This window comes from Streptomyces sp. MS191, from assembly GCF_008042125.1.
Lineage (GTDB): Bacteria > Actinomycetota > Actinomycetes > Streptomycetales > Streptomycetaceae > Streptomyces.
In genome coordinates, this window is sequence record NZ_RDBI01000036.1 from 1 (window position 1) to 11,406 (window position 11,406).

Consider the following 11,406-nt stretch of genomic DNA (forward strand, 5'->3'; position numbering starts at 1 on the left):
GCTCTAGCCTGCCCCCTGCGCGAAGAAGATCCCCGGGGGCAGGCTAGAGCTGTCGTCGGCCTGCCCGGAACGCGGGGCGAGTTCTTCCCGACGGGCGACGGCAGCGCATCCGCGGCGCGCCCACCCCGCGAACCCCGGCCCGGCCCCGTCGCGCCCGCGGGCATGACAGCATCCCGGCATGACGAGCACGGAGACGGGCCGGGGGCTGGACTTCCTCCGCGGGGACATCCCCTTCTACACGCTGACGTTCGCCAAGGGCCTGCCGCCCGAGGAGCTGCTGCGCCGCATGGGCGTGGATCCGGACAGCCTCGACCAGCGCGACGCGGTGGAGTTGGCCGACGAGTTCGGCGACACCCTGCTCGACGAGGACGAGCCGGTGGTGACGGCCCGCGCGGACGGCGCCTGGAGCTGGGCATGGGAGCGGGGCGGCACCCACGGGATGGACGAGCGGGTCCTCGCGGCGGTGTCGCGGGGCACGGAAGCCGTCTCGCTGTACTCCGACGACAAGCCGGTGCACCGGCTGCTGCACGCGGTGGACGGCGAGATCGTGATCGGCCTCCACAGCCTGGAGCCGGACGGGCCGACCGGTTCCGATCCGCACCGTCTCGACGGCCACCTGCGCCCCCTCGGACTCCTGCCCGGCCACCACGCGGGGCCGGCCGTCCACGCGATGCTCACGCTGGCCGAGGAGGCGTTCGGGCTGCGCGTCACCCCGCCGGACGACGACGAGCGGTACTGGAGCGGCAGTCTGCTGCCGCTGCCCCGCCCGGCCTGACGGCGTCGGGGGGCGGACAGCGGGGCCGGCCGACGCCGTACGGCGGCCCGGGGACCGGGCCCCCGCCGGCACGCACCGGCGGGGCCGGACCGGTCAGCGCTTCAGGCGCGCGAGGTAGTCCTGGCGCAGGGCGTCGAGGATCTCCGCGGCCTCCGGGAGGTCGGCGCCGCGGCAGCGCCGGGCCGCCTCCGTCAGACGGGCGACGGCCTCCTTGTGGCGGTCGAGGCCGTTGCCCTCGATCAGCGCGGCGATCCGGACCGCTTCGGCCCGCGGCACCTCGCCGTCCTCCCCGCCCTCCTCGTGGGCCGCGATGGCGGCCTCCGCCTCGGCCAGCGCCTCCGGGAAGCGCTCGACGTCGGCCAGCACCCGGGCGTGCCGGTAGCGCACCATGCCCCGCTCGTACCAGGGGACGAAGTCCTCGGTGTCCTCGGGCACGGCGGTCCGCACCGCGTCGGCCCGTGTCAGGTGCTCCAGAGCCGCGTCGAGGCCGTCGGCTCCCCGGTCCGCGACGGTGAGCCGCGCGAACTCGCACATCATGAGGATGATCACCGACGGGTTCGGCGCCTCCGCGTGCGAAGCGACGGCCCGCTCGTACGCCGACGCGGCCGCGTCCCAGCGGTCGGCCATGGCGAGCGCGGTGGCCGCCTCCGCCGCCACCAGGGTGTGGACCGCCCGGTCGTCCTCCCAGCCGGCGACCGCCTCCGCGAGGCGCAGGAACTCCTCCGCCGCGGGCAGGTACTCCTCCAGCTCGCGCAGCCCGCGCGCCAGGTTCAGTCGCGCCTGCGCGGCCATGCGCTCGTCCAGCGCCGCGACCGACTCGTCGGAGAGGACCGACTCCAGGACGGCTACGGCGTCGGCACGCCGGCCGCCGCGCGTCAGGACGTCGGCGAGCTGGAGCCGTACGTCGGTGGCCTCGCCGAGCGTCCCGTCCTGGTCGAACCGCGCCGCCGCCTCGGAGAGGTGGCGCACGGCGCCGCCGAAGTCCCCCAGGTGCGTGGCCGCGTGGCCGAGGAGGGCGTACGTCGGCGCCAGCGGGAAGTCCGCGTCGTCATACCGGACCGAGTCGGCGATCGCCTGGTGCAGCAGCTCCGTCGCCTCGGCCGGCTCCTGCCGGGACATCAGGATCTGGGCGAGCAGGGCGCGCGGGCGCGAGCCGCGCCAGGGCCGCCCGGAGGCCTCGACGTCCTGGAGCGACGCGCGGAGTTGCTCCTCGGCGCGGCCGAGGTCCCCGCCGCGTCCGGCGACGTCGGCGACGAACTGCCGTGCGTTGGCCACGTGGTGGGGGAAGGACAGGCGCTCCGCCTCGGCGTGCAGGGTCCGGGCGGCCTCCTCGAACCTCTCGGGGGCGCCCTCGGTGTCGTCCTCCGGCCGCCGCGTCAGCTCCTGGTAGGCGGCGAAGGTGCAGGAGTACAGCACGGTGAGGTACTCCAGCGCCCGCGCCTGACCCGGGTCGTTCTCGCCGGCGGCCTCCGCCTCGCTGGGGGTCCCGCCGGTGAGGGGGGCCTCGGTCAGGAGGCGTTCCGCCTCGCTCCGGGCCTCGTCGATCGCGGCCCGCAGGGCGTCCGTGTCCGGCGCGGCGGAGGTCCGCTCCACGCCGCCGTCCGCGTCCCCGGCCACTCCGTCCACGTCCCGGGCCGCGCCGGCCGCGTCCCCGGATCCGTCCCCGGTCGCGCCGGTGTCGTCAGCCCGGCGCTCGGGAGCGGACTCCCAGGCCGTGGCGCGGGCCCGCGCGGAGAGGGCGTGCCACGGCATGTCGAGCCGCTCGAACAGCCCGGCGACGCGCTTCAGCTCCGCGACGGCCTCCGTCTCGCGGTCCTCCTGGGAGAGCCGGAACGCCCGCTGCTCCGCCAGCTCCGCGAGCAGCAGGTCCGCCGGGCCGAGGACGTCGTCGTGCGGGGTGCCGTCGGCCAGGCGCTCGGCGATCCGGGCCCAGAGCCTGCGGTTCCCGGGGTGTCCCACGGCCTCCATGCGCCGTGCCTCGCGCACCAGGGAGACGAAGTCGTCGGGGATCTCCACCGCCGCGGCCGACGGGGACGCCGGTGCGCTCCCGGCGGCGGCGGGGCGAGCGACGGAGGCCCGCAGGCCGAGGGGCAGCGGCTCGTCGAGCAGCGGGCGCCGGGCGAGGCGCTGCCGGCGGCGGTCGCCGACGGCCGTGGTGCCGTTGCGCGCGTCGAACGCGGCGGTCAGCCGGTCGGCCTCGGCACGGACATGGGCGAGGAGCCCTGCCGCGGTCCAGTTCCGGCCGGGCGGCCCGGCGACGGCGGTGTCGGCGTGCCCCTCCTCGTGGAGACGGGCGAGCAGCACCTCCACACCGGTGAGGAAGCCCAGCCGGGCCAGCGGAGCACCGTCGGCGTCGAACAGCGGGCGGTTCTCCGCGAGGATCTCCAGCCCCCGGCCCTCGTTGCGCGACAGGGCGCAGAACTCCAGGTGCATGCCGACCTCGTCCTGCATGCCGGTGTTGCCCCGGACCCGCCGGTAGCCGGTGAGGTGGTGGGAGCGTGCCTCGTCCGCCCGCCCGGCACGCAACAGCGGCAGCAGGGCGCGCGCCTGGCTCACCTGCGGCTCCTCGCTGCAGCCCTGGTCCCCCTCCAGGACCGGCCGCCAGGTGTCGAGCGCCCCGGTGTCGTCGCCCGCGGTGACCTGGTGCCAGGCGAGGTTCCGGGTCTCGCAGGCCTCGCAGTCGCTGAGCTCGGTACGGGGCCGGGTGGCCCACAGGTCGTAGGCGTCGGCGACGCCGGTGCCCGTGTGCGACGCGACGTGGTAGCGCATCGCGGCCACCGGCTGCATGCCGTGGTTCGCCGCCTCGTAGCGGCTGCGCATCTGCTCGATCCAGCCCTGGACGCTGCTCAGCGGCATCTCGGGCACCTGGAGCAGGGACGTCGTCACCCACTTGAAGCGCCAGAAGACCTGGTGGGCCTCCCACGGGCTGAACGACTCCGACTCCGTGTCCCACAGCTTGAGCAGCCGTGCGAAGACGACCGGCGACTTGCGGTGTTCGCCGGTGAACTCGTACGCCGTCATCAGCTCCAGCAGGGCCGTGACCAGGACGTCGGGCTTCTCGAAGGGTTCGGCCGCCTCGACGAGCTCTTCGGCGGTGACGGTGCGCTGCAGGCCGTGGGGGCGGTCGTGGTTCTCGCGCAGCGCCTCGACCACGGCCTCGGGGGTGTCCAGCATCTAGATGTCCTTCCGGGGCTCGGAGCCGGATTCCGCCGTGCCGCTGTGGTGCATGGCGTGGGAGAGCAGGCCGATGAAGGCCCGGTTGAGCAGGGCGCTCTCACTGGCCCGGAGCGGGCGGCGGCTGAGCAGCAGGGCCTGGCCGTACAGGGCTTCGGCGGTGGTGACGGCCAGCCCGCGTTCGGCGATCGTGATGGCCTGGCGGACCAGCGGGTTGAGGTGGTTCAGGACGAGCTGCGCGCGCGGCGTCTCGTGGCGGAGGGAACCGAGGATGTCGGCCCAGAGTCCGTCGCTCTCGGCGGCGAGGGTCGACCGGGTGCGCTCGTGGCGCGCCTCCCGGTTGTCGAGGAGCAGCGCGGGGGCCGTGACGGGCTGGAAGTCGCGCAGGACGACGTCGCAGTCGTGGACGCCGATCGTCTCCCGGGCGACGGCGAGGAAGGCGGCGGCGCGCAGCTCGGCGGTCGGGTCCACGGCGTCGAGGTGGGCGGTGACGGTGGCCGGGTCGAGGTCGGTGACGGCCGTGCCGGGCCGGATCTCGGGCAGCCGGTGCACGAGGTCGCGGTCGTAGGTGTAACCGCCGTTGACGACGCCCAGGCCGGCGGCCGAGGCGATCGGGGCGACCTGGCGGAACTCCTCGACGCTGCGGGTGACCAGGAGCGTCGGGTGGGTGCGGGCGAACTCCTCCAGCGTGACGTTGCCGTCGGTGGTCTCGAACGGCAGCCACGGCAGGACGATGCGCAGCAGTTCGTCGTCGTAGCGGGCGAGGGCCTTGACCGCGAGGTGGTGGGTGTCGATGAAGCGGTGCAGCAGGGACGGGTCGCTGGCGGCCAGGCCGGTGAGCCAGTCGCGGATCCGGTCGCCGAGCGCGTCGCGTACGGCGGACAGGGTGCCGTCCTCGTACAGCGCCTCGCGGGACGCGGTGGGCCGGAGGCTGCTGGTGTCCACCACGCAGCGCACGAAGAAGGCCCACTCCGGGAGCAGTTCGGGCGCCTTGTCGGTGAGGAGCATCCCCTTGAGGTGGACCCGATGTCCCGCGCGCTGGGCCGGGCTGACGGCCGTGGGCAGGACGTAGGCGACGCCCCGCAGCCCGGCCGCCGGGAGGTCGAGCTCGATGGCGTCGAGCGGCGTGAAGTCGAAGAGGTCGCGGCAGTACGCGGTGAGTGCCTCGCGGCGGGCCAGCGGGGACCGGTGCGTCTGCTCCCACGGCGGCGTCTCGTTGACCCGGTGGGTCTCGCCGCGCGGGTCGACGACGGTGACCTCGTGCCGCAGCAGGCCGCCGTAGTGCCGGGCCAGGGAGACGACCTGCTCGGGGCTCGTCCACTCCGCGTTGTCGGCGCGCGGGGTGAGCCGGACGGTGGTGCCCGGCTCGGGCACGGCCGAGGCGGGCAGGGTGCGGATGGTGTACCCGCCGTCGGAGCGGCCGGTCCACTCGACGGCGGGCGCCGAGGGGTCGGCGGCGGACCGGCTGAGCACCGTGATCTCGTCGGCGACGACGAAGCAGGCGAGCAGGCCGATGCCGAACTGGCCGATGAACTCGCCGCGGGCGGCGTCGAGTCCGGCACCGTCCAGGCCGCCGTCGGCGGTCCGCTTGGAGCTGCGCCCGATGGTGGCGAGGAAGCGGTGGACATCGGCCTCGGTCAGACCGACGCCGGTGTCCGTGACGGTGAGGGTGTCACCGGTGCGCACCGTGATGGAGCCGGGCGCGCCCGGGGTGAGCGCCTGCCGGGCGGTGATGGCGTCCACGGCGTTCTGCAGCAGTTCGCGCAGGTAGACGCGGGGGCTCGAGTAGAGGTGGTGGGAGAGCAGGTCGACCAGGCCGCGGAGGTCGACCTGGAAGGTGTGTGCGGACTCGGAGTGAGGCACCTGGTGAAGTCTTTCGGTGGTGCGTCCGCGCGGTCGGCGGCGCGGACGGGGATGTGGACGGTGGTGGGGCGACGGGACGGCGGTCCCGGGGGACGGCGGTCCCGACGGACGGGAGCGCGAGGGACGGGAGCGCGAGGGACGGGAGCGCGAGGGACGGGTGCCCGCGGGGGCGCCCCGGCCCGGGTGGCGCTCCGGGTCAGCGCCCGGCCGACGAACGCAGCTTCCGGTAGGCCGCGGCGGGATCGGACCCGTCGAGGTAGTACCAGGGGAACTCCGTGACGCGGCCCTCGGTGGCCTGGAAGCACTCCCGCGCGGCGGCACGGTCCCCGGCGAGCGAGAAGGCCATGGCGAAGGTGTTGAGCACCTGGAGCCAGGCTCCCCGGCGGACGAAGTCCGGGTGCCGGTACGAGTGGTCGGCGGCCTCCCGCAGGGACGCCGCGACGGCGGGCCGCGCCATGTAGGCGGCGTCCGGTCCGGAGTCGAGCGACAGCCACTCCTCGAGGTGCGCGGTCGCCACGAGCTGACCCAGCAGCGTGCCGCGCGGGGCGTCGAAGGCGGACTTCCGGGCGAAGGCGTGCATCTCCTCGTGCGATCCGCCCCACTTGTCGCAGACCTGCTGCAACTGCTGCTGGTGGGCTCCCAGATGGTGCGGGTCGCGACGGACGGTCGCCTCGAACCGGCGGCGCGCGGTGTCCTGGCCGACCTGGAGGCCGCGACCGGTGACCTGGAGGCCGTACCAGGGCGAGGTCCAGCCGGGCTCGCGCTCCGCCACCTCGTAGAGCCACTCCTCGGCCGTGCGCAGTCGCGCGTGGAAGACCTCGAACTGCTCGCGGGACACGTGCTGCGCCCGGGCCCCGGTGCGGGCCTCCCATCCCCAGCTGATGTGGCGGATCCCCGCCACGAGCCGGGGCAGTGCCGCGTCGGGCTCCGCTTCGATCACCTCGGGGATCCAGCGCTCCACTCCGGCGGTTTCGCCGACGGCCCAGAGGAGTCCGACGCGGTCCTCGCTCTCGGGACGCGCTTCGAGCACTTCCCGGACCGCGGCCCAGTCCGCCGCCTCCGCGGCCTCGCGCACCCGGCGGACCTCGGGCTCGCCGGAGTCCTTCAGCACGTGCGCGACGGGCCGGCCCGTCCATCTCCCCAGCGTGAGCCCCCAGTCACGGAGCAACGCCATGTCCCCACCCCTTGTTGTGTCCGAAAGGGCGGCCGATGATCACCCCCCTCGTGGAGGTAGTGAGTATCACGCGCGACCGACAATCGCACAGCCGTTTCCCCCGGCCGCCGGTCCGAGGCCGGTCCGAGGCCGGTCCCAGGCCGTCGGGGCAGGTCGGCCCGGGTCGGCCCGGGTTCGCCTTGCGGACAGGCCGTCCGAACCGGTTCGGCCCGGGGACGGGCGGGTCCGCCCGCGGCGCGGGCGGGGAAAAGCCGGTCGCGGTGCGCGGAACCGGGTCCGTAGGGTCGCCCGGGTCACGACCCACGGCACGACGACGGTCAAGGAGCTGCCATGACCCTGCGCATGAAGATGACGGCGATCACCCTCGACTGCCCCGACCCCGAGGCGCTCGCCGCCTTCTACCGGCGGGCCACCGGGCTCGCGCCCCACCCGCGCTCCGACGGCGACTTCGCCGCCCTCGTCTTCGAGGACGGCCTCGTCCTCGGCTTCCAGCGGGTCGACGACCACCGGCCCCCGCGTTGGCCCGACCCCGGTGCCTCGCAGCAGTTCCACCTCGACTTCGACGTCCCCGACCTCGACCAGGCCGAGTCCATGCTCCTGGCGGAGGGTGCCACGAAACCGGAGTTCCAGCCGGGCGGGAGCCGGTGGCGCGTCCTCCTCGACCCGGCGGGGCACCCGTTCTGCCTGTGCCCGAGCTGAGGCGGCGCGGGACCGGCACGAGACCCGGTCGGCCGGGCGGTCCTCCCGGACGCTCTGCCGGCCGGAGATCCCCATCCGACCTGCGTACTTAGCCATTTGGCTCATGTGCTAAACACGAGCGCGTGACCGAACACCCCACGCAGGACGACATCGAGGCCGGCGTCTTCCGCGCCCTCGCCGATGCCACCCGCCGGCAGATCCTCGAGGACCTCAGGGACGGCGAGCTCGCGGCCGGCCGGATCGCGGGCCGGTTCTCGATCAGCGCACCCTCCGTCTCGCGGCACCTCGGCGTGCTCAAGGGGGCGGGACTGGTGACCGAACGGCGCGACGGCAACCGCATCCTCTACTCGCTCGCCGAGGACCGGCTCGCGACCTCCGTGGGGCGCTTCCTGAGCAGCGTCTGCCCGGAACAGATCGTGCTGCGCCGCACGAAGTGGCGCGACAAGGAGGCGGGCGCGTGAGGACTCCACTCCGGCTGGCGAGCGTCATCGAGCGCCGGCTCCTCGTCAACTACCGCGTCGACCCCGACGTCGCCGCCACCCAGCTGCCGGCCGGCCTCCGCCCGCAACTGGTCCGCGGCAGCGCCGTCGCCGGGATCTGCCTGCTCCGGCTCGGCTCCGTCCGGCCCGTCTGGGCCCCGGCGGTGACCGGTCTGCGCAGCGAGAACGCGGCCCACCGCTTCGCCGTCGAGTGGGACGGGCCGGACGGGGTGGAGACCGGCGTGTACATCCCGCGGCGCGACACCGCGTCCCGCGTCAACCGCTGGGCCGGCGGCCGGGTGTTCCCCGGCGAGCACGGGCACGCGGACTTCGAGGTGGCGGAGACCGCCGACACCGTACGGGTGGCCTTCGCGACCCGGGACGGCTCGACCCGGGTGGACGTGACCGCGGAGATCACCGGCACCCTCGACGGCAGCGGGCTGTTCGCCGACCTCGACGAGGCCTCGGCGTTCTTCCGGGGCGGCAGCAAGGGCTACTCCGCCACCCGCGAGGGCCCGCACCTGGACGGGATGCAGTTGCAGACGGACGCCTGGCGCGTCGAGGCCGGGCGGGTGGCCTCGGCCTCCTCCTCGTTCTTCGACGATCCGGAACGCTTCCCGCCGGGGAGCGCGGTCCTGGACTCGGTGCTGGTCATGCGCGACGTGCCGGTGCGGTGGCGGCCGCTGGCGCCCCTGGTCGCCGCCTGCTGAAGTCCGGTGGGGTGCGGCCGGCGTCCCCGGCCGCCCCCTCCGTCAGGAGCTCTTGACGGCTCGCAGGACCACGAACTTCGGGTCGCTCGCGACAAGGTCGCAGCGGCCGAAGATGCGGCGCAGGGTGACGTGGTAGCCGAGGTGGCGGTTGCCCACCACCCACAGTTCGCCGCCCGGCCGGAGCACACGGCGGGCGTCCGTGAACATCCGGCGGGCGGTGCGGTCGGTGGTGGCCTGGTGGCTGTGGAAGGGCGGGTTGTTGAGGACGAGGTCGACCGACTCGGCGGGCAGGTCCGCCGTGCCGTCGCCGACCGTGAACGCGGCCGTGCGGCCCGGCTCGGCGTGGGTGCGGAAGTTCTCCTCGGCCGAGGCGACGGCCTGGTACGACTCGTCGGTGAAGACCAGGTCGGCCCGGGGCTCGGCGAGCGCGACGGCCAGGCCGACGACGCCGTTCCCGCAGCCGAGGTCGACGACCCGGGCGCTGCCGATCCCCTGCGGCAGGTGGCGGAGGAAGAAGCGGGTGCCGATGTCGAGGCGGTCGGCGCAGAACACCCCGGCGTGGTTGTCGATCTTCCGGCCGGCGACGGTCCCGGCGTCGTCGGGCAGCGCGTAGCGGTACGGCCAGGGGTTCGTGCCCCGGTCGAGCGAGGGGTCCGGGGTGCAGTGGATCAGCCGCGCCTTCTTCACCGCGAGCGAGGTGCGGGTGGGGCCGAGGATCCGCTCGAAGAGCCGGAGGGTGGAGGTGTGGATGTCCTTGACCATGCCGGTTCCGACGACGACGGTGCCCTCGTGCAGGGCCGGCGCCAGGCGGTGCAGCTGGTCCTCCAGGAGCGCCAGGCTCTTGGGGACGCGGACGAGCAGCACGTCGATCCGTTCGGGCGGCGCGTCCCGCGTGGTCAGCAGCCGGACCGCGTCGGGCTGGGCGCCGGCCCGCTCCAGGTTCTCGGCCGTCGCCCGCCGGCCGAGGTAGGAGTCGGAGATCTGGACGAGCGCGGCGGGGTGCCGGGCGGCGAGCGCGGTGGCGAGGGCGCCCCAGCGGTCGCCGACGACGGCGACGGTGCCGGACAGGTCCGTACCGGTCTCCGCCAGGTGCGCCAGCAGGTACTCGTCGGAGGCGTCCCAGGCGCGCAGCGGGTCGCGCGGGTCCGCGGGGAAGCGGGTGAGGGGGAACTCGCCCCATGACGTGGTCAGACGGTTCATCGTGCTCTCAGGCTAGCCGGTCGACCGGGTCCGCCCGACGGCCCCGGCGGGGCGCCGGGCCGCACCGGGCCGTACGGAGGGGGCCCGGCGCCCCGCCCCCCGGGGAGCCCCCGGGTCAGCCCGCCGTCGCGGCGAGCTGGAGGTTCCACAGGCCGGGGCGGCCGGTGAGGGTGACGGTCGACAGCGGACGCACGTCGACGTTCCAGTACGTGGCGGGCGGCGCCTTCAGGGCGTACACGAGGGCCGCCCGGACGACGGCGGGTTCGGCGACGGCCACGATCGCGCCGTCCTCCGCGGGCCGGGTGTCGAGCCAGCCCCCTATCCGCGTGATGAAGGCGAGCAGGGTCTCGCCGCCGTGCGGCGCGGTCCGCGGGTCGGAGAGCCAGGCGTCGACGGCGGCGGGTTCCTGCGCGGCGACCTCGGCGAGGGTGAGTCCCCGCCAGCGCCCCATGTCGCAGTCGCGCAGGGCGGGCTGGGCGAGCGGGGCGTACCCGAGGGCCGTTCCCGTGGCCCGGCTTCGGGGCGTCGGGGAGCAGTAGCGCAGCTCGGCCGAACCGAGCGGCACCAGCGTGTGCGCGGCGACCTGCACCTCGTACCAGCCGGCCTCGTCGAGCGGCCGGTCGTCGTCGAAGCGTTCGGCCAGCAGGGAGGAGCTGCGCGCCGCCGCGACGAGCGTGACCCGAAGACCCATGGGCGCGATCGTGAGGCCGAAAGCGTGGCAGGTCAAGAGGGCATATGCGCGGCGGTACGCGCGGCCGGGACGGGGCCGGGGACGGGAGGGTCAGTTCAGCCCGAGAGCCATCCACTTGTCCGGGTTCTCCAATGGCCGGAACCCGACCTTCTCGTAGACCCCGTGGGCGTCCGCGGTGGCCAGCATGACGCGCCGCAGACCGTACGGCTCCAGGTGGTCGCGGACGGCCGTCACCAGGGCCGTTCCGAGCCCGGTGCCCCGTGCGGCCCGGTCGACGTAGACGTCGCAGAGCCAGGCGAAGGTGGCGCGGTCGGTGACGATGCGCGCGTAGGCGGTCATCTCGCCCGTCTCCCGGTGGTAGGCACCGAAGTTCAGGGATCCGTCGATGGCCCGGTCCTGGGTGTCGCGGGACCGCCCGAGGGCCCAGTAGGCGTCGGTGGACAGCCAGCGGTGGACGCGGGCGCGGTCGAGCCGCCCGGGGTCGGTGGAGAACTCGTGGGCGCCGTGCGTGAGGGCGGGGCTGGTGGTCGGGTTGCTCATGGGGCGAAGACTTCCAGGCGGTCACCACGCCTGTCAGGTGGATTTGGCCGCCCGGAGCAGGCGGTCACCACGCCTGTCAGGTGGATTTGGCCGCCCGGAGC

At 74.8% G+C, this 11,406-nt stretch carries 10 protein-coding genes; 4 read left to right on the forward strand and 6 right to left on the reverse strand.

The window, feature by feature from the left end; translation table 11 throughout:
* Positions 1-178 precede the first annotated feature (178 nt).
* Complete coding sequence (locus EAO71_RS05665) at positions 179-775, forward strand: DUF6461 domain-containing protein (RefSeq protein WP_222723543.1); 597 nt, start codon at positions 179-181, stop codon at positions 773-775.
* A gap of 93 nt (positions 776-868) precedes the next feature.
* Here the strand turns inward: EAO71_RS05665 and EAO71_RS05670 are convergent, their stop codons facing one another.
* The 3 genes from EAO71_RS05670 to EAO71_RS05680 form a co-directional block, all read right to left on the reverse strand.
* Entirely contained in the window at positions 869-3,949 is a 3,081-nt protein-coding gene (locus EAO71_RS05670; protein WP_147976674.1) for a hypothetical protein, read from the reverse strand.
* Entirely contained in the window at positions 3,950-5,812 is a 1,863-nt protein-coding gene (locus EAO71_RS05675) for an HSP90 family protein (protein ID WP_147976675.1), read from the reverse strand.
* A gap of 196 nt (positions 5,813-6,008) precedes the next feature.
* Complete coding sequence (locus tag EAO71_RS05680) at positions 6,009-6,986, reverse strand: hypothetical protein (protein WP_261992024.1); 978 nt, start codon at positions 6,984-6,986, stop codon at positions 6,009-6,011.
* Positions 6,987-7,316: 330 nt separating this feature from the next.
* On the opposite strand from EAO71_RS05680, the gene EAO71_RS05685 reads away from it, so the two are divergent.
* The 3 genes from EAO71_RS05685 (at position 7,317) to EAO71_RS05695 (ending at position 8,874) form a co-directional block, all read left to right on the forward strand.
* The gene (locus tag EAO71_RS05685; protein WP_147976676.1) at positions 7,317-7,685 is read left to right on the forward strand and encodes a VOC family protein; all 369 of its coding nucleotides are present in this window, start codon (positions 7,317-7,319) and stop codon (positions 7,683-7,685) included.
* Between the two features lie 122 nt (positions 7,686-7,807).
* Complete coding sequence (locus EAO71_RS05690) at positions 7,808-8,146, forward strand: ArsR/SmtB family transcription factor (RefSeq protein ID WP_147976677.1); 339 nt, start codon at positions 7,808-7,810, stop codon at positions 8,144-8,146.
* Complete coding sequence (locus tag EAO71_RS05695) at positions 8,143-8,874, forward strand: DUF2071 domain-containing protein (protein WP_147976678.1); 732 nt, start codon at positions 8,143-8,145, stop codon at positions 8,872-8,874. The genes EAO71_RS05690 and EAO71_RS05695 overlap by 4 nt, the downstream gene beginning before the upstream one ends.
* Before the next feature lie 42 nt (positions 8,875-8,916).
* Here the strand turns inward: EAO71_RS05695 and EAO71_RS05700 are convergent, their stop codons facing one another.
* The 3 genes from EAO71_RS05700 to EAO71_RS05710 form a co-directional block, all read right to left on the reverse strand.
* Positions 8,917-10,074 (reverse strand): methyltransferase, encoded by a 1,158-nt coding sequence (locus EAO71_RS05700; protein WP_187282571.1) that lies wholly within the window; start codon positions 10,072-10,074, stop codon positions 8,917-8,919.
* A gap of 115 nt (positions 10,075-10,189) precedes the next feature.
* Positions 10,190-10,765 (reverse strand): histidine phosphatase family protein, encoded by a 576-nt coding sequence (locus EAO71_RS05705; protein ID WP_147976679.1) that lies wholly within the window; start codon positions 10,763-10,765, stop codon positions 10,190-10,192.
* 90 nt (positions 10,766-10,855) lie between these two features.
* Complete coding sequence (locus EAO71_RS05710; protein ID WP_147976680.1) at positions 10,856-11,305, reverse strand: GNAT family N-acetyltransferase; 450 nt, start codon at positions 11,303-11,305, stop codon at positions 10,856-10,858.
* Positions 11,306-11,406 lie beyond the last annotated feature (101 nt).

Excerpts from the sequence above, each read along its gene's own strand:
- EAO71_RS05705 (WP_147976679.1), bottom strand. The coding sequence starts at position 10,765 with ATGGGTCTTCGGGTCACGCTCGTCGCGGCGGCGCGCAGCTCCTCCCTG.
- EAO71_RS05685 (WP_147976676.1), top strand. The coding sequence starts at position 7,317 with ATGACCCTGCGCATGAAGATGACGGCGATCACCCTCGACTGCCCCGAC.
- EAO71_RS05680 (WP_261992024.1), bottom strand. The coding sequence starts at position 6,986 with ATGGCGTTGCTCCGTGACTGGGGGCTCACGCTGGGGAGATGGACGGGC.
- EAO71_RS05700 (WP_187282571.1), bottom strand. The coding sequence starts at position 10,074 with ATGAACCGTCTGACCACGTCATGGGGCGAGTTCCCCCTCACCCGCTTC.
- EAO71_RS05670 (WP_147976674.1), bottom strand. The coding sequence starts at position 3,949 with ATGCTGGACACCCCCGAGGCCGTGGTCGAGGCGCTGCGCGAGAACCAC.
- EAO71_RS05665 (WP_222723543.1), top strand. The coding sequence starts at position 179 with ATGACGAGCACGGAGACGGGCCGGGGGCTGGACTTCCTCCGCGGGGAC.
- EAO71_RS05710 (WP_147976680.1), bottom strand. The coding sequence starts at position 11,305 with ATGAGCAACCCGACCACCAGCCCCGCCCTCACGCACGGCGCCCACGAG.